The sequence below is a fragment of the Enterobacter sp. EC_64 genome (assembly GCF_019584165.1).
GTDB classification, from domain to species: Bacteria; Pseudomonadota; Gammaproteobacteria; order Enterobacterales; family Enterobacteriaceae; genus Enterobacter; species Enterobacter roggenkampii.
Map to the genome: position 1 here is coordinate 1 of NZ_VDAS01000029.1, position 16,089 is coordinate 16,089.

Below are 16,089 nucleotides of genomic sequence, written 5' to 3' on the forward strand. Positions count from 1 at the left end.
TTAATCCGGTGGTTACAAGCAGTCTTCGGTGGAGCGGTAGTTCAGTCGGTTAGAATACCTGCCTGTCACGCAGGGGGTCGCGGGTTCGAGTCCCGTCCGTTCCGCCACTTATTAAAAGCCCTGAGCTAACGCTCAGGGCTTTTTTCTTATCTGACGTTTAATTATTGCGAAATCAGCAAAAATCCTCTGCATTTTGCGATCTTTTTCTCTATAACACCGCCAGCGATAATCGTCCTCAGTTTACGAACATAATGATTGAGGAATAGTATGACTCTCCCTGCATTTGGTTTGGGCACTTTCCGCCTGAAAGACGACGTAGTTATCGCATCAGTTAAAACCGCACTCGAACTGGGCTACCGTGCTGTTGATACGGCGCAGATCTATGAAAACGAAGCTGCCGTTGGACAAGCTCTCGAAGAGAGCGATGTGCCGCGTAATGAGCTATTTATTACCACGAAAATCTGGATTGAGAATCTCAGCAAAGACAAGCTGATCCCAAGCCTGAAAGAAAGCCTGAAAAAACTGCGTACTGACTACGTGGATCTGACGCTGGTCCACTGGCCATCACCGAACGATGCCGTCTCTGTGGAAGAATTCATGCAGGCGCTGCTGGAAGCGAAAAAGCAGGGCTTAACCCGCGAAATTGGGATCTCCAACTTCACGATCCCGCTGATGGAAAAAGCCATTGCTGCTGTTGGCGCAGAAAATATTGCAACCAACCAGATTGAGCTCTCTCCATATCTGCAAAACCGCAAAGTGGTGGACTGGGCAAAACAGCATGGGATCCACATCTCCTCATACATGACGCTGGCCTACGGTAAGGCGCTGAAAGATGAGGTGATTATCCGTATCGCCGAGAAGCATAATGCGACGGCTGCGCAGGTAATACTGGCTTGGGCAATGGGTGAAGGGTATGCCGTGATCCCATCATCCACTAAGCGTGAAAACCTGGCGAGCAACCTGTTAGCAACGGATCTTCATCTGGATGCTGACGATAAAAAAGCGATCGCAGCCCTGGAGTGCAACGATCGCCTGGTCAGCCCGGAAGGCTTAGCGCCAAACTGGGATTAAGTTTGACCCACCCTCTGTAACCTGAACCCTCACACAGCTCCTCCGGGAGCTGTTTTTATATGTTCACTCAGAAAATCGATAAAGGCACGAATGCGCGTACTCACCGCTCTGTCGCTGTAATACACCGCGCTAAAAGGCATTTCCACTGGCAGGCGTTTATCGGCCATCAATTCCACCAGTTCACCCCGCGCAATCTCCTTATCAATCATATAGTCAGACAAACAGGCGATACCGTTGCCTTCAAGACACAATTGCTTCAGCGTCTCCCCGCTGTTGGACGACAACCCGCAGGTGATCTCATGCAACTGACCGTCAGGGCAGGCGACGGGCCAGGTATTTAGCGAAACGGGTTCCGTGAAGCCCAGGCACAAATGCTGTTTCAACTCCTCAACCGTCTCCGGTTTGCCATGTTCAGCAATATACTGTGGCGACGCGATAATTTTACGGTAGCTGGCAAACAGCGGGCGGGCGCGCAGGCTGGAATCGGTCAGCGTTCCGGCCCGGATCGCCACATCTACCTTTCGCTCGATGAGGTTAATAAACGTCTCGGACGAGACCAGAGAGAGCGTCATCTCCGGATAGCGTTCACGGAAAGGTTTGATTAGCGGCATCAGAAAGTGCAGCACAACCGGCGTGGCTGCATCAATGCGCAGTAACCCACGCGGCGTGCTGCGGGTCTCCATAATCTCGGTCTCTGCTGCGGCCATCTCCTGCAGTACCGACTGCACGCGGCGAAAATAACGCTCACCTTCCTCCGTCAGGCTCAGCTGCCGCGTCGTTCGGTTGAGCAGACTCACCCCAAGCTTCATCTCCAGCTTTTTTACCGAGCGGCTGATGGCTGAGTTAGCCTGTCCCAGCTGTTCGGCCGCGCGGCTAAAGCTGCCGCTTTCAACCACGGCGACAAAGATTGTCAGCTCTTCTGACGTTGCTTTCATTGTTGCACCACCCGCAAAATTCTATTGAGATTTTGACCATTTTTGTTATTTAAGCACTGGCGCATACTGCCTGTCATCTTAATCCTGATGATACGGAGTATTTTATGCCACTGGCGCTACTTGCCCTGACGATCAGTGCCTTCGCAATTGGCACGACCGAATTTGTTATCGTGGGACTGGTTCCCACCATTGCTAACCAGCTTGCGATCTCGCTGCCCTCCGCCGGATTGCTGGTGTCCATCTACGCCCTGGGCGTTGCTGTCGGTGCGCCAGTCCTGACGGCCCTGACCGGACGCTTTCCGCGTAAGCAGCTGTTAGTTGCACTGATGGTGCTGTTCACCGCCGGCAACATTCTGGCCTGGCAGGCGCCGGACTACACCACGCTGGTCATCGCTCGGCTGTTGACCGGCCTTGCTCACGGGGTGTTCTTCTCGATTGGTTCTACTATTGCAACCAGCCTGGTACCCAAAGAGAAAGCGGCATCCGCCATTGCGATCATGTTCGGTGGGTTGACCGTTGCACTCGTTACGGGCGTACCGTTGGGCACGTTTATCGGACAACACTTCGGCTGGCGTGAAACGTTCCTGGCCGTCTCCCTACTGGGCGTCATTGCCCTGGTGACCAGCCTGCTGCTGGTGCCGTCGAATATTCCAGGCCGGGCCAGCGCTAGCTTGAGCGATCAGCTGAAGGTACTTACGCATCCGCGTTTGCTGATCATCTACGCGGTTACGGCACTGGGCTATGGTGGCGTATTCACTGCTTTTACCTTCCTGGCACCGATGATGCAGGACCTGGCGGGCTTCTCTCCCAACGCCGTGAGCTGGATCTTGCTGGGGTACGGTATTTCCGTTGCGATTGGCAATATCTGGGGCGGCAAGCTTGCGGATAAGCATGGTGCGGTGCCGGCGCTGAAATTCATCTTCGCCGCGCTGGTTGTTCTGCTGATGATTTTCCAGTTCACCGCCTCGATACAGTACGCCGCGCTGGTTACGGTACTGGTCATGGGGATCTTCGCTTTTGGTAATGTGCCAGGGCTTCAGGTCTACGTTGTACAGAAAGCCGAGCTTTATACGCCAAATGCGGTGGACGTGGCATCGGGGCTGAACATTGCCGCATTTAATATTGGTATTGCGCTGGGTTCAATTATTGGCGGACAAACCGTCGAGCACTTCGGATTGACCCAGACCCCGTGGATTGGCGCGGTGATTGTCCTGATCGCCTTCCTGCTGATTGGCATGAGCGGACGTCTGGATAAGCCAGCCCGCGTTGCGCTGGGGTAACATCAGTAAGCGCTGGCTTACAAAACTGGAAAGCGGTTTCTCAGAAATTGCGTTGAAAGTGTGACCTAAAGTCCCTATAACATTAGAACCAGTCCGTTTTCCGGACTGGTTCATGTTACAGAGGCTGTTTCCAAAAGTGCGAAAAAATACCTATGCCATGCGTTATGTTGCCGGAATGCCCGCGGAGAGGATCTTGCCTCCGGGGTCGTTTGCGAGCATCAGTCAGGCATTACCCGCCGGCACACCGTTAAGCAGCGATGAAAAAATCCGCGTACTGGTGTGGAATATCTTTAAGCAGCAGCGTGCGGAGTGGTTATCGGTACTCAAGAATTTTGGCAAAGATGCCCATCTGGTTCTGCTCCAGGAGGCGCAAACCACCCCTGAGCTGGTCCGGTTTGCCACCACTCACTATCTTGCCGCCGACCAGGTACCGGCCTTTGTTCTGCCTCAGCACCCCTCGGGGGTGATGACGCTTTCAGCAGCACATCCGGTCTATTGTTGTCCACTGCGCGAACGCGAGCCTATCCTGCGTCTGGCGAAATCGGCACTGGTGACGGTCTATCCACTGCCGGATACCCGTATGCTGATGGTCGTGAATATCCACGCGGTAAACTTCAGCCTGGGCGTGGATGTTTATAGCAAGCAGTTACTTCCGATCGGCGATCAGATTGCGCATCACAGTGGGCCGATCATTATGGCCGGTGATTTCAATGCCTGGAGTCGCCCGCGCATGAATGCGCTGTACCGCTTTGCGCGCGAAATGTCGCTGCGTGAAGTCCGTTTTAGCGATGACCAGCGCAAAAAAGCCTTTGGTCGTCCTCTCGATTTTGTCTTCTACCGTGGTTTAAGCGTGCACGACGCCTCTGTGCTGGTGACGCGCGCCTCCGATCATAACCCTCTACTAGTCGAATTCAGTCCCGGCAAACCTGATAAATAATGGTGTGTCAGGTCTGCCGTGGGGCAGACCTGCGCGGGTGCTGCCCTTCTATTTTTAACCCACAAAGGACAGTACGATGACAACAACACACTCCCATCATGCCAACGTAGAAAAACAGTTTGGTTCTCAGGCAAATGCCTATCTGAGCAGCGCCGTGCACGCTTCAGGTCGCGATCTGGTACGCCTCGGTGAGCGCCTGTCGGCATTCCCGCAGGCGCACGTGCTGGATTTAGGCTGTGGGGCAGGGCATGCCAGCTTCACGGCTGCGCAGCAGGTGGCGCACGTAACCGCATATGACTTATCCAGCCAGATGCTGGAGGTGGTTGCTGAAGCGGCGAAAGCGAAGGGACTGGGCAACATCGATACGCGCCAGGGCTATGCCGAATCCTTACCTTTTGATGATGCCTCGTTTGAGGTGGTGATCAGCCGTTATTCCGCGCACCACTGGCATGATGTTGGCCAGGCATTACGCGAAGCCAAACGCGTTCTGAAGCCGGGTGGCATCTTCATTATTATGGATGTCATGTCACCTGGGCATCCGGTACGTAATATCTGGCTGCAGACGGTGGAAGCGCTGCGCGACACCTCCCATGTGCAAAACTACGCCAGCGGAGAGTGGTTATCGCTTATCACGGAAGCGGGGCTGATCGCGCGATCGTTAATCACAGACCGTTTACCGCTGGAGTTTAGCTCGTGGATTGCGCGTATGCGCACCCCGGAAGCATTAAGCCAGGCTATCAGGCTGTATCAGGAGAGTGCGTCGGCAGAGGTGAAGGCGTACTTTGAACTGCAGGACGATGGTTCATTTACCAGCGATACCATCATGGCGGAAGCGCAAAAAGCGGGATAAACAAAAAAGGCACCGAGGGGAATCGGTGCCTTTTTATCTTTCGGTCGTGTTATCAGGAGTCTGGCGTTGCGCTGTTCTTCACAAACAGCGTCAGCTGGTCGCCCGGTTTCAGATTGTCAGTATCATTGTTCCAGCGCATCACATCTTTGATGTTCACGCCGTGACGTTTTGCGATACTGGACAGCGAATCACCCTTACGCACGCGATAGGTAATGCTATCGCTGTTGCTGGCGAGACGCTGTGCGCTGCTACCTGCACCCACCGTCAGAGTTTGACCCACTTTCAGGCCTGAACTGCGCAGGTTATTCCACTGCTGCAGATCTTTCGCATTCACGCCAAGACGTGACGCAATGCCCGAAAGCGTATCACCTGAACGAACCTTATAGCTGCGGCTGTTAACTGATGATGCATCCGCGATCAGCGTTGACTGAACGGCGGCGATTTCACCCGAAGCTAAAGACTCACGTAACTGCTCAGCATGTTTCTGCGGAACCATTACATACTGCGGGCCACTCGCCCCCAGCGTTGAGCCTTTAACGCCAGCATTAAAGGTTTTCAATTTACTTACCGACATACCCGTCATATCAGCAACCTGTTGAATATCAACCGGATTGCTGAGGCGAACGCGCGCCAGTGCACGACTTTCGTCTGGTGTTGGCAGTTGTACACCGTAACGCTTGCTGTTCTTGAGAATATCGCTCAAAGCCAGCATTTTCGGTACGTAAATCTTTGTTTCCTGTGGCAGTGAGAGCGACCAAAAATCGGTGGATTTACCCCGTGCTTTATTCGCTTTCATTGCCTTCAGTACACGACCTTCGCCGCTATTGTACGCTGCGACCGTTAACAGCCAGTCGCCGTCAAACATCTTGTTCAGACGTTGCATCATGTCGAGAGCGGCTGTCGTTGAAGCGACAACATCGCGACGCGCATCATAGTTGCGGGTCTGTTTCAGACCATAGTTTCGCCCGGTGCTCGGAATGATCTGCCAAATGCCTGCGGCATTGGCGCCAGACGTCGCGTGTGGGTCAAAAGCGCTCTCCACTATGGGTAGGAGTACCAGCTCCATAGGCATGTTACGTTTCTTAACTTGCCCGGCTATCCAGTACATATACGGCTCTGCCCGTAACGTTACATCGTGGAGATAGCTCTTATTACTTAAATACTTCTGTTTCTGTTCGCGAATCCGGCTGTTTTCCGGAATTCCCATCTTTAGCTCGTCGCCAATAGAGGTCCACAAGTCTTGCTCCTGCGCGAAAGATGTCCCATCGTCCATCCAGCGCGCCGAACTTGTAAACTTCCCTGCTTCCCCTTGACCAGCTGCAGAAAGGCTCTGTGCGTGCTGTTGTACGTTGCTGCCGTTCTGCGACTGGCAACCTACAAGCAGGACAGAGGCGAGTAATATCGCTTTTGCCTTCATGTGTGTGTCAATAGTTGCTTAAAAGACGAGCGATGATAACGGCGAATTTTTGAAAAGGCAACCAGCAATTATCTGAAGTTATCTTTCTTTGACCTTAACCATGCAAATCGCTGTTCTGGTTGTTGCAAATTTGTTTCTTGGTTAATTTTGCTAATTAAATCAATATCATATGTTCGCAAAAATAAATTAATTTGGCGCTCGTTTTTCAGAATTACGGGGAGTGTGTTTTGGTTTTTTGCACGTAACTCCTTCACTTTGTGATAATAATCCTGAATCGCCCGATCCTCAGGCAACAGGCTGACGGCAAACTTCATATTCCCTAATGTATACTCATGCGCGCAACAAATAACGGTGTCATCGGGTAATGCGTTAATCTTCTGTAAAGACTGATACATTTGCGCTGGTGTTCCTTCAAACAGCCTTCCGCAGCCCCCTGAGAACAGCGTGTCACCGCAAAAAAGATAAGGCTTACTGTAGAAACACAGATGTCCCAAAGTGTGACCCGGTGTGGCAAATACGGAAAACTCCCACTCGCGTATGAGGATTTTTTCGCCTTCTTCGACTACTTGCGTGACACCCTTATCTTGTGCCTCTGACGGTCCGTAAACCACAACATGCGGAAAATGGGTACGCAGTTCAGGTACACCGCCCGTATGATCGTTATGGTGATGCGTCAACAGAATGGCTTCCGGCTGCCAGCCGTTCTCTTCTATTGCGCGCAGTACGGGGGCGGATTCTCCGGGATCGACAATGACGCATCGACGTTCATCGTCAACCAAAACCCAGATGTAATTGTCCTCAAAAGCAGAAATACTGATAAGATTCATACATTACCTCTTATAGCGTGGCGGGTGTGTTGATGAAACCGGCAAGGATACCTCAGACTGTCGCAGCACCGGAACGTTGGGCGGAACTGCCCTGGGGTGAATACTATCGCGAGGCGTTAGAGCAACAGCTGAAGCCCTGGCTCGCGAAAATGTATGGCTTTCACCTGCTTAAGATTGGCAATCTCAGCGCGGAAATCAATACCGAAAGCTGCGCTATCTCGCATCAGGTGAACGTCTCTCTCGGCGGATCGCCGGTTCAGGTGAAAGCAGACCCGTTACATCTGCCGTTTGCGGAAAAATCCGTTGATGCGTGTTTGCTCGCACATACGTTACCCTGGTGCAGCGATCCGCACCGTCTGCTTCGCGAAGCCGATCGCGTGCTGATTGATGACGGCTGGCTGGTGCTGAGCGGATTCAACCCGCTGAGCCTGATGGGCCTGCGAAAGCTGGTACCGGTGCTGCGCCGGACGCCGCCTTACAACAGCCGGATGTTCACCATGATGCGCCAGCTCGACTGGCTGTCACTGCTTAACTTCGAAGTGCTCTGCTACTGCGGCTTTCAGGTGCTGCCCTGGGCACGGCAGGGGGGCGTCTTGTTGAGCACGCATTTGCCTGCCTTAGGCTGCATGCAGTTTATCGTCGCGCGTAAGCGAACCATTCCCCTTACGCTTAATCCCATGAAGCAGAGCAAATCGAAAACGCCGATCCGCCAGACCGTTGGCGCCACGCGGCAGTACAGAAAGCCCTGATCAGGATTCAGGCTGATAGCCCGCGTCCTCATGCGCAGGGTTAGCGGCTGCCGCACGCGCCAGTTCGTCACAGCGTTCGTTTTCCGGATGACCGGCGTGCCCTTTAACCCACTCCCACTTGATCTGGTGCTGGCCCAGGGCGGCATCAAGCCGTTTCCAGAGATCGACGTTCTTGACCGGTTTCTTATCGGCAGTCTTCCAGCCGCGTTTTTTCCAGTTATGGATCCACTGGGTAATTCCCTGACGAACGTACTGGCTGTCGGTACTTAACACCACGTCACAATGTTCTTTTAATGCCTCCAGCGCCACGATGGCCGCCATGAGCTCCATCCGGTTGTTGGTGGTCAGAAAATAGCCTTCGCTAAAAGTTTTTTCATGCTGGCGATAACGCATAATCGCGCCGTAGCCGCCGGGACCCGGGTTGCCGAGACAAGATCCATCGGTGAAAATTTCTACCTGTTTACGCATCTCTGGTAGACTTCCTGTATTTGAAACGTTCAGTTAAACGATAAGTCTGACATAAATGACCGCTATGAGCACTGCAATTACTCGCCAGATCGTCCTCGATACCGAAACCACCGGTATGAACCAGATCGGCGCGCACTACGAAGGGCATAAGATCATTGAGATCGGCGCCGTTGAAGTGGTGAACCGTCGTCTTACGGGGAACAACTTCCACGTCTATCTCAAGCCCGATCGGCTGGTGGATCCCGAAGCGTTCGGCGTTCACGGTATTGCCGATGAGTTCTTGCTGGATAAGCCGACGTTTGCGGACGTGGCTGACGAATTCCTGGAATACATCAGGGGCGCTGAGCTTGTTATCCATAACGCCTCGTTCGATATCGGCTTTATGGATTATGAATTCAGCAAGCTTAACCGTGGTATCCCGAAGACGAATACCTTCTGTAAGGTGACAGACAGTCTGGCGCTGGCGAGGAAAATGTTCCCCGGCAAGCGTAACAGCCTGGATGCACTGTGTTCGCGCTACGAGATAGATAATACCAAACGAACGCTCCACGGGGCGTTGCTCGATGCCCAGATCCTCGCCGATGTCTATCTGACGATGACCGGTGGGCAGACGTCTATGAAGTTCAGTATGGAAAATGAGTCGCAGCAAACGCAGGGCGAAGCGGGTATTCAGCGTGTCGTCCGTCAGGCAAGCCGGCTGCGGGTTGTTTTAGCCAGTGATGAAGAGCTGCTTAATCACGAATCCCGTCTTGATCTGGTGCAGAAGAAGGGCGGCAGCTGTCTCTGGCGTGCCTGAAAAAACGCCGGAATGCCTGTAAAAACATCGTTTGGGCGATTTTTGCAGCAAACGATTCAAAACGCGAGAAAAAGCGTTGACGAGATCGGAGGCGCACCGTAATATGCGCCTCGTTCCCCAAACGGGAACAGTGGAGCGGTAGTTCAGTCGGTTAGAATACCTGCCTGTCACGCAGGGGGTCGCGGGTTCGAGTCCCGTCCGTTCCGCCACTATTCAGAAGGCCTGAATCAGAAATGATTCAGGCCTTCGTCGTTTCAGCCAGCTGTGATTCCATTCCCTCTCTTCTGACTTGTAGTTAACAAAAAGTTAATATCAATAGTGCAATTAATTAACAATTGCACATCATTAGTGCATTCTTTGCACTGTTGTTGTGCATTTTTCCACCGTCAGCTATTCAGGCTCGAGTCAGATTGTGTCTCTCTGTAAAAAAGAATTCATACAGAATCATCTGCTTATAACCCGCTATGCAAAAAATTACTGAACCAATTGCAGATTGGTTTGGTTATTGCTTAATCATTAGCACGATAAGCGTCATTCCATATCAATAACTTATCGTTAATAAAAATAAAGCAATGATGAAAGCGAGCGAACCAATATGGAAAAACCGTCACGGTTTCTGGCAAATTCCAGCACCGCGCTTGAACAGCTGCGCGGGCTAATCAACCAGCACGAGTCAACACCAGGCACTCCGCTGCCCACGGAACGTGAGCTGTCGGACACACTCGGCGTAGGACGACGTGAAGTGCGTCGCGCGCTGGACGTGCTGGAAGAAGAGGGGCGCATCTGGCGTAAGCAGGGCAAAGGGACCTTTATCGGCCCGGCTGCACCCGTTGAACCGCTGGCCCTTCAGGGATTGGTTCAGCAAACCAACCTTCTGGAAGTGATGGAAGCTCGTCTGCAGCTGGAACCCGGCTTAGCCCGGCTTGCGGCACTGCGTGCCACCAGGGAAAACCTTGCGCTCATGCAGCGCATGCTGGAACGCATCGACAAGGTCAGCCCGGATGACCGCGATCTCAACGAACTGTGGGATAGCGCCTTTCACCGCGCCATTGCGGAAGCGGCTGGCAACCGCCTGATGCTCGGCCTGTTTGATGCCATTGATGCCGTGCGGCGTGAACCGGGCTGGCAGCATCTGCGCGAGCTGGCACGCACCCCCGAGCGTGTCGATAGCTATAACGACCACCATCACAAGATCATGGCTGCCATTATCCATCGCCAGCCTAACGAGGCCGCGACCGCGATGCGCGAACACCTGCTCAGCCTGCAAACCGCCCTGATTCAGGCGATCCACCTCGAGGACGACTTCACGCCATGACGACAATCCCCTTCAAGGACGCCACGCCCGTATTGCAAGTAAAAAACCTCAACGTTACGTTCGCGGGCTCGCCGGTAAGCGTGCTTGACGGTATCTCGTTGACCGTCAGGGCGGGCGAAACGCTGGTGCTGGTGGGAGAATCCGGCTGTGGGAAAAGTATCACCTCCCTGGCGCTGATGGGGTTACTGCCCGCCAGCGCACGGATCGTCAGCGGGGAGATGCAGTTTCGTCGCCACGATCTGCGCAAGCTCTCGCCGCGGGAATATGCCGATCTGCGCGGTAGCGAGCTGGCGATGATTTTCCAGGAGCCGATGACCTCGCTCAATCCGGCGTTTACGCTGGGCGATCAGCTGAGCGAGGCGGTTATGCGTCATCAGGACGTCTCGCGCGCAGAGGCGATGAAGATCGCGCTGCAGATCCTCGAGAAAGTGCAGATTCCGGCAGCAGAGATGCGATTGAAGGCCTATCCCCACCAGCTTTCCGGCGGCATGCGCCAGCGCGTGATGATTGCCATGGCGCTGATCAATCATCCTAAATTATTGATTGCCGACGAGCCGACCACCGCGCTCGACGTCACTATCCAGGCGCAAATCCTCACCTTGCTCAACACCTTGAAAGAGGAAACCGGCACGGCGGTGCTGATGATCACCCACGATTTAGGCGTGGTGGCCGAAGTGGCGCAGCAGGTGGCGGTGATGTATGCCGGACAGGTGGTAGAGCAGGGGAGCGTCGAGGCGATATTTGCCGACCCGCAGCACCCGTACACCATCGGCCTGATGGGCTCGATCCCCTCCCTTGGCGCACGCAAGGGCCCGCTTTCCACTATTCCCGGATCGGTCCCGCTGCCGGAATCCATGCCGCAAGGCTGCCGTTTCGCAACGCGCTGCCCGTTTGCGCAGTCGCGCTGCCATGATGAAAAACCGCCGCTCACCACGCTCGGCGCGGGCCATCGGGTTGCCTGCTTCCGCGTGCCGCTCGAACACCACATCGCCCTGGGAGAGACCGCATGACCACGCCCATTCTGGAAGCTCGGGACCTCAGCAAGCTGTTCCCCGGCCCGAAAAAACTCTTTACCCCGGCCCGGTTCGTCACGGCGGTCGATCGCGTGTCGCTTGCCGTGATGCCGGGCGAAACGCTGGCGATTGTCGGCGAGTCCGGTTCCGGAAAATCCACGCTTGGCCGCCTGCTGCTGCGCCTGCTGGCCGCCAGCGAAGGGCGCGTGTTTTATCAGGGGGAAGAGATCACCCACGCCTCGGGCGCGCGCCTCAATCAGCTCCGCCGCGAGCTGCAGATCATCTTTCAGGATCCCTTCGCCTCCCTGAACCCGCGCATGACGGTGGAGCAGATCGTCGGTGAGCCGCTGTGGCTGCACCAGAACATGAAGAAAGGGGACCGGCAGTACCGCGTTGCCGAACTGCTTAAGACCGTGGGCCTGCCCGCCGCCTGGGCCGGGCGCTACCCGCACGAGTTTTCCGGCGGGCAGCGCCAGCGTATCGGCATTGCGCGCGCGCTGGCCTCAGGACCAAAGCTGCTGCTGGGCGATGAGCCGGTATCCGCGCTGGATGTGTCGGTGCAGGCGCAGGTGGTCAATTTACTGGAAAGCCTGAAGCACCAGTTGGGGCTGACGATGGTGATTGTCGCCCACGGTCTGGCTGTTATTCGCCATATGAGCGACCGTGTGGCGGTCATGTACCTCGGGCAAATCGTTGAGCTTGCCAGCGTCGATGAGATCTTTGACGCACCGCTGCACCCCTATACCCAGGCGCTGATCGCCTCGGCACCGCAGATGCAGCCGGGCGCTGAACGCGACGCGCCGCTGCTGCAGGGGGACTTACCGAACCCGGCCAGTCCGCCGTCCGGCTGCCGTTTCCACACCCGCTGCCCGTACGTCACCGACGAATGCCGTCAGGTCGAGCCGATTAGTCAGGTGCTCGACGGCGGGCGTCAGGTTGCCTGTCATCGCTGGCAGGAGATCAACCGCGATCGCAGCGTTATCCAGATCGCACCGCCATCCGCTGCTTTTCTGCGCCGCCGCGCGCTGTTTGAACACGCGGCCACCCACCCGTCCCTTCCTTCAAGGAACTCATGATAATGACAATGCGTAATTCTCTTTTGACCGTACTGGGAAGTGTTATGTTGCTTGGCGCGGCGCTGCCCGCCCATTCTGAAAGCGTGCTGCGTATTGGCCTGGGGGCTGACCCGGACATGCTCGACCCGCATCTGGCGCGCACCTACTATGGCCGCTTCGTCTTTGCCTCCCTGTGCGACAGGCTGGTGGATGTGGATGAAAACCTGAAGGTCGTCCCCGGTCTGGCCAAAGACTGGGCGTGGAGTGACGACGGTAAAACCCTGACGCTCAACCTGCGCGAAGGCGTGACCTTCCACGACGGTGAGAAATTCGATGCCGCCGCGGCAAAATACAACCTCGACCGCGCCCTGACCTTAAAAGGCTCCCTGCGTAAAAGCGAGATCTCCTCCGTTGAATCGGTCGAGGTCACCGGTCCGATGCAGATTGCCCTGCACCTGAAAACGCCGGATGCGGCACTGCTGATGCAGCTCACCGACCGTGCGGGCGCCATGATGGCCCCTGAAGCGGCAAAAAAGCCTGACTTTGCCGCCCATCCGGTCTGTTCCGGCCCGTATAAATTCGACAGCCGCGTCTCCCAGGACCGCATCGTTCTGACCCGCTTCGACAACTACTGGAACAAAGACGCCTACCACTTCGACAAAATCATCTATCTGCCGATCCCGGATGCCTCCGTGCGCCTCGCGAACCTGCGCGCGGGCGATCTTGATCTGACCGAAGGCATCGCCGCCAGCGACGTTAAAACCGTCGAAGCCGACAGCAAGCTGGCGCTGGCGAAGGTGACCGGTCTGGGCTATCAGGGCATCACTTTCAACATCAATAACGGCAAGGTGCCCGCCAACGATCCGTTCAAGGACGCTCGAGTACGCGAAGCGTTTTCTCAGGCCATCGACCGCGATGCGCTAAATCAGGTGGTCTTTGAAGGGTTGTATACGCCAGCCAACCAGGCGTTTTCCACGGTGAGTCCGTATCACGTCAACCTGCCGGTCCCGCCGCGTGACGTCGATAAAGCCAAAGCCCTGCTCAAAGCGGCAGGCGTCACCGCGCCGCTGACCGTCAACCTGCTGGTGCCGAACAACCCAACCTCGCAGCAGGTGGGGCAGGTGCTGCAGGCGATGGTCGCCGAGGCGGGCTTTAACCTGAACCTGCAGATGACCGAATTCGCCACGCTGCTGGACCGCCAGCAGAGCGGGGACTATCAGCTGAGCTTCTCCGGCTGGTCGGGGCGCCCGGATCCGGACGGCAGCATCTACGGCTTTATCAACAGCAAAGGCACCCTGAACGACGGCCGCTACAGCAACGCGCAGGTCGATGAGTGGCTGACCCAGGCGCGCCAGAGTACCGACCAGGCCGCGCGCCAGCCGCTGTACGACAAGGTGGTGAAGCAGCTGCAAACCGACATGCCGATTGCCTACCTCTACTTCGAGCCGCGTATTTTTGGCCTGAACAAAAGCGTGCAGGGCTTTAAGCCGTACCCGGACGGCATCGTGCGTCTGGCTGGCTTAACGCTTGCGAAATAAGTGTCCTGAGGAGAGCCCATGCTGGAACTGATTTGCAAACGTCTGCTGCTGGCCGTCCCGACGCTGTTGCTGGTGAGCATGATGGTGTTTGGGCTGCAAAAGCTGCTGCCCGGCGACCCGCTGATCGCCATGGCCGGGGAGGAGCGCGACCCGGCGGTCATCGCCCAGCTGCGCGCGGAGCTGAACCTCGATGCGCCGATCCCGGTGCAGTATTTCCACTGGCTGACGCGGGCGCTGCAGGGCGATCTGGGCGTCTCCTTACGCACGCACGAACCGGTGACGCAGCTGATTGCCAGCAAGCTACCGGTGACGCTTGAGCTGTCGCTGCTGGCGATGATTATCGCACTGGTGTTTGGCATCAGCATGGGGATCCTCGCGGCGGTGAACAAAAACAGCTGGGTCGATCACGGGGCGAACTTCGTGGCGATCTCGGGGATCTCGATCCCGCACTTCTGGCTGGGGATCCTGCTGATTCTGGTCTTTTCGGTAAACCTGCAGTGGCTACCCGCGTCCGGCTACGTGCCGTTCAGTGAAGACCCGCTCCAGAACCTGCGCACGCTGCTGCTGCCCGCGTCCGTGCTCGGAACTGGCCTGGCGGCAACGCTGATGCGCCACACCCGCGCCTCGATGATTGCCGTGCTGAAAGCGGATTACATCCGTACCGCGCGGGCGAAAGGGCTGCTGCCGAAGGCGGTGATCTTAAAGCACGCCTTTCGCAACGCGCTGGTGCCGGTGATTACCCTCACCACGCTGCTGTTTGGCGAACTGCTGGGCGGCGCGGTGCTGACCGAGCAGGTGTTCACCATTCCGGGCTTCGGCAAGATGATCGTCGATTCGGTATTTAACCGTGATTACGCGGTGGTGCAGGGCGTGGTGCTGATCGTCGCCATCGGCTTCCTGATGCTCAACCTGCTGGCCGACGTGCTTTACGTCCTTATCAACCCGAAAATGCGAGGCTAACGATGGCGGAAATGACGACCCAAACCGTTGTGCCCGCACTGCCGCGGGCGCAAAACCGGGTATTGAAAAAATTCCTCGCCAATAAAAGCGCGCTCATTGGCGCGGCAGTGGTGGGGTTGTTTGTGCTGGTGGCGCTGCTGGCGCCGTGGATCGCCCCGTTCGACCCGGTCAAAGCCAACTTCCTGGCGGTGCGCAAAGCGCCGTCGGCGATGTACTGGTTCGGCACCGACGAGCTGGGGCGAGACATCCTATCCCGCATTATCTGGGGGGCACGCACCTCGCTGATGGCGGGCTGTATGTCTGTGGTGATTGCCGTGGTTATCGGCGTACCGCTGGGGCTGGTGGCGGGTTACTTCCAGAAGATGTGGGACGGCGTCATCTCGCGCGTGATCGAGGCGCTGCTGGCCTGCCCGTTCCTGATCATGGCGATCGCGCTGGGGGCGTTTTTGGGCCCGAGCCTGACGAACGCGATGATCGCCATCGGCCTTTCCGCGATGCCGATCTTCGCCCGCCTGACGCGCGGCCAGGTGATCGCCATTCGCAACGAAGAGTACATCGACGGCGCGCGGGCAATTGGCCTGCCGGATCGCTGGATCATCATCAAATACGTTCTGCCCAACGTGATGTCGCCGATTCTGGTGCAGGCCACGCTGGCGATTGCCTCGGCGATAATCGCTGAAGCCAGCCTGTCGTTTTTGGGGCTGGGACAGCAGCCGCCCAATCCGTCCTGGGGCTCCATGCTCAACACCGCCAAAGGTTTTCTTGAACAGGCTCCGTGGATGTCCATTTTCCCCGGCGTGGCGATTTTCCTTGCCGTGCAGGGCTTCAATTTACTCGGCGACGGGCTGCGCGATGCGCTCGATCCGCGCCACGACTAA

At 56.2% G+C, this 16,089-nt stretch carries 16 protein-coding genes and 2 tRNA genes; 14 read left to right on the forward strand and 4 right to left on the reverse strand.

All coding sequences use genetic code 11. The features are described 5' to 3' along the window. The first annotated feature begins 30 nt into the window (after positions 1-30). Positions 31-107: transfer RNA gene (locus FHC52_RS19035), tRNA-Asp, on the forward strand. A 160-nt stretch (positions 108-267) separates the two neighbouring features. Continuing rightward, on the forward strand, positions 268-1,071 hold the full coding sequence (dkgB, locus tag FHC52_RS19040) for a 2,5-didehydrogluconate reductase DkgB (protein ID WP_219369321.1): 804 nt from the start codon (positions 268-270) through the stop codon (positions 1,069-1,071). A gap of 29 nt (positions 1,072-1,100) precedes the next feature. Here the strand turns inward: dkgB and yafC are convergent, their stop codons facing one another. Beyond that, a complete protein-coding gene (gene yafC, locus FHC52_RS19045) occupies positions 1,101-2,006 on the reverse strand; it encodes a DNA-binding transcriptional regulator YafC (protein WP_021242864.1) in 906 nt (301 codons plus the stop codon). Positions 2,007-2,110: 104 nt separating this feature from the next. Here yafC and FHC52_RS19050 point away from each other — a divergent pair, with 104 nt between their 5' ends. The 3 genes from FHC52_RS19050 to FHC52_RS19060 all read left to right on the forward strand — a co-directional run bounded on the left by FHC52_RS19050 (position 2,111) and on the right by FHC52_RS19060 (position 5,073). Next, positions 2,111-3,286, forward strand: coding sequence for an MFS transporter (locus FHC52_RS19050; RefSeq protein WP_063618721.1), 1,176 nt, complete (start codon positions 2,111-2,113; stop codon positions 3,284-3,286). 136 nt (positions 3,287-3,422) lie between these two features. Then, on the forward strand, positions 3,423-4,223 hold the full coding sequence (locus FHC52_RS19055; RefSeq protein WP_025912579.1) for an endonuclease/exonuclease/phosphatase family protein: 801 nt from the start codon (positions 3,423-3,425) through the stop codon (positions 4,221-4,223). A 76-nt stretch (positions 4,224-4,299) separates the two neighbouring features. Beyond that, a complete protein-coding gene (locus FHC52_RS19060) occupies positions 4,300-5,073 on the forward strand; it encodes a class I SAM-dependent methyltransferase (protein ID WP_219369322.1) in 774 nt (257 codons plus the stop codon). Positions 5,074-5,125: 52 nt separating this feature from the next. Here FHC52_RS19060 and mltD read toward each other — a convergent pair whose 3' ends face one another. Together mltD and gloB are read right to left on the reverse strand one after the other, a co-directional pair. After that, entirely contained in the window at positions 5,126-6,490 is a 1,365-nt protein-coding gene (gene mltD, locus FHC52_RS19065) for a murein transglycosylase D (RefSeq protein WP_023293221.1), read from the reverse strand. Between the two features lie 68 nt (positions 6,491-6,558). Then, positions 6,559-7,317: a hydroxyacylglutathione hydrolase gene (gloB, locus tag FHC52_RS19070; protein ID WP_065101699.1), complete on the reverse strand. Its 759-nt coding sequence runs from the start codon at positions 7,315-7,317 to the stop codon at positions 6,559-6,561. Positions 7,318-7,349: 32 nt separating this feature from the next. Here gloB and FHC52_RS19075 point away from each other — a divergent pair, with 32 nt between their 5' ends. Next, on the forward strand, positions 7,350-8,066 hold the full coding sequence (locus FHC52_RS19075) for a class I SAM-dependent methyltransferase (protein ID WP_220420205.1): 717 nt from the start codon (positions 7,350-7,352) through the stop codon (positions 8,064-8,066). Here FHC52_RS19075 and rnhA read toward each other — a convergent pair whose 3' ends face one another. After that, positions 8,067-8,534 (reverse strand): ribonuclease HI, encoded by a 468-nt coding sequence (gene rnhA, locus FHC52_RS19080; RefSeq protein ID WP_008500276.1) that lies wholly within the window; start codon positions 8,532-8,534, stop codon positions 8,067-8,069. It abuts the gene before it with no gap. A 64-nt stretch (positions 8,535-8,598) separates the two neighbouring features. On the opposite strand from rnhA, the gene dnaQ reads away from it, so the two are divergent. From dnaQ to FHC52_RS19120, 8 genes are all read left to right on the forward strand, one after another. Further along, positions 8,599-9,330 (forward strand): DNA polymerase III subunit epsilon, encoded by a 732-nt coding sequence (gene dnaQ, locus FHC52_RS19085; protein ID WP_206805703.1) that lies wholly within the window; start codon positions 8,599-8,601, stop codon positions 9,328-9,330. A gap of 132 nt (positions 9,331-9,462) precedes the next feature. Next, positions 9,463-9,539 (forward strand) — tRNA-Asp (locus tag FHC52_RS19090). A gap of 386 nt (positions 9,540-9,925) precedes the next feature. After that, positions 9,926-10,645 carry a FadR/GntR family transcriptional regulator gene (locus tag FHC52_RS19095; protein WP_021242871.1) on the forward strand — a complete coding sequence of 240 codons (720 nt, stop codon included), beginning with the start codon at positions 9,926-9,928 and terminating at the stop codon, positions 10,643-10,645. Beyond that, positions 10,642-11,655: an ABC transporter ATP-binding protein gene (locus tag FHC52_RS19100; RefSeq protein ID WP_126289657.1), complete on the forward strand. Its 1,014-nt coding sequence runs from the start codon at positions 10,642-10,644 to the stop codon at positions 11,653-11,655. The genes FHC52_RS19095 and FHC52_RS19100 overlap by 4 nt, the downstream gene beginning before the upstream one ends. After that, positions 11,652-12,734 (forward strand): ABC transporter ATP-binding protein, encoded by a 1,083-nt coding sequence (locus FHC52_RS19105; RefSeq protein ID WP_126289655.1) that lies wholly within the window; start codon positions 11,652-11,654, stop codon positions 12,732-12,734. Before FHC52_RS19100 ends, FHC52_RS19105 begins: the two co-directional genes overlap by 4 nt. 2 nt (positions 12,735-12,736) lie before the next feature. Beyond that, the gene (locus tag FHC52_RS19110) at positions 12,737-14,251 is read left to right on the forward strand and encodes an ABC transporter substrate-binding protein (protein WP_023343412.1); all 1,515 of its coding nucleotides are present in this window, start codon (positions 12,737-12,739) and stop codon (positions 14,249-14,251) included. Positions 14,252-14,269: 18 nt separating this feature from the next. Beyond that, a complete protein-coding gene (locus FHC52_RS19115; protein ID WP_008500268.1) occupies positions 14,270-15,211 on the forward strand; it encodes an ABC transporter permease in 942 nt (313 codons plus the stop codon). A gap of 2 nt (positions 15,212-15,213) precedes the next feature. Next, positions 15,214-16,089 carry an ABC transporter permease gene (locus FHC52_RS19120; protein ID WP_126289653.1) on the forward strand — a complete coding sequence of 292 codons (876 nt, stop codon included), beginning with the start codon at positions 15,214-15,216 and terminating at the stop codon, positions 16,087-16,089.

What these genes read in the sequence shown, in the direction of transcription:
- dkgB (WP_219369321.1), top strand. Translation starts at nt 268, where the DNA reads ATGACTCTCCCTGCATTTGGTTTGGGCACTTTCCGCCTGAAAGACGAC.
- yafC (WP_021242864.1), bottom strand. Translation starts at nt 2,006, where the DNA reads ATGAAAGCAACGTCAGAAGAGCTGACAATCTTTGTCGCCGTGGTTGAA.
- FHC52_RS19050 (WP_063618721.1), top strand. Translation starts at nt 2,111, where the DNA reads ATGCCACTGGCGCTACTTGCCCTGACGATCAGTGCCTTCGCAATTGGC.
- FHC52_RS19060 (WP_219369322.1), top strand. Translation starts at nt 4,300, where the DNA reads ATGACAACAACACACTCCCATCATGCCAACGTAGAAAAACAGTTTGGT.
- mltD (WP_023293221.1), bottom strand. Translation starts at nt 6,490, where the DNA reads ATGAAGGCAAAAGCGATATTACTCGCCTCTGTCCTGCTTGTAGGTTGC.
- gloB (WP_065101699.1), bottom strand. Translation starts at nt 7,317, where the DNA reads ATGAATCTTATCAGTATTTCTGCTTTTGAGGACAATTACATCTGGGTT.
- FHC52_RS19075 (WP_220420205.1), top strand. Translation starts at nt 7,350, where the DNA reads ATGAAACCGGCAAGGATACCTCAGACTGTCGCAGCACCGGAACGTTGG.
- rnhA (WP_008500276.1), bottom strand. Translation starts at nt 8,534, where the DNA reads ATGCGTAAACAGGTAGAAATTTTCACCGATGGATCTTGTCTCGGCAAC.
- dnaQ (WP_206805703.1), top strand. Translation starts at nt 8,599, where the DNA reads ATGAGCACTGCAATTACTCGCCAGATCGTCCTCGATACCGAAACCACC.
- FHC52_RS19095 (WP_021242871.1), top strand. Translation starts at nt 9,926, where the DNA reads ATGGAAAAACCGTCACGGTTTCTGGCAAATTCCAGCACCGCGCTTGAA.
- FHC52_RS19100 (WP_126289657.1), top strand. Translation starts at nt 10,642, where the DNA reads ATGACGACAATCCCCTTCAAGGACGCCACGCCCGTATTGCAAGTAAAA.
- FHC52_RS19105 (WP_126289655.1), top strand. Translation starts at nt 11,652, where the DNA reads ATGACCACGCCCATTCTGGAAGCTCGGGACCTCAGCAAGCTGTTCCCC.
- FHC52_RS19110 (WP_023343412.1), top strand. Translation starts at nt 12,737, where the DNA reads ATGACAATGCGTAATTCTCTTTTGACCGTACTGGGAAGTGTTATGTTG.
- FHC52_RS19115 (WP_008500268.1), top strand. Translation starts at nt 14,270, where the DNA reads ATGCTGGAACTGATTTGCAAACGTCTGCTGCTGGCCGTCCCGACGCTG.
- FHC52_RS19120 (WP_126289653.1), top strand. Translation starts at nt 15,214, where the DNA reads ATGGCGGAAATGACGACCCAAACCGTTGTGCCCGCACTGCCGCGGGCG.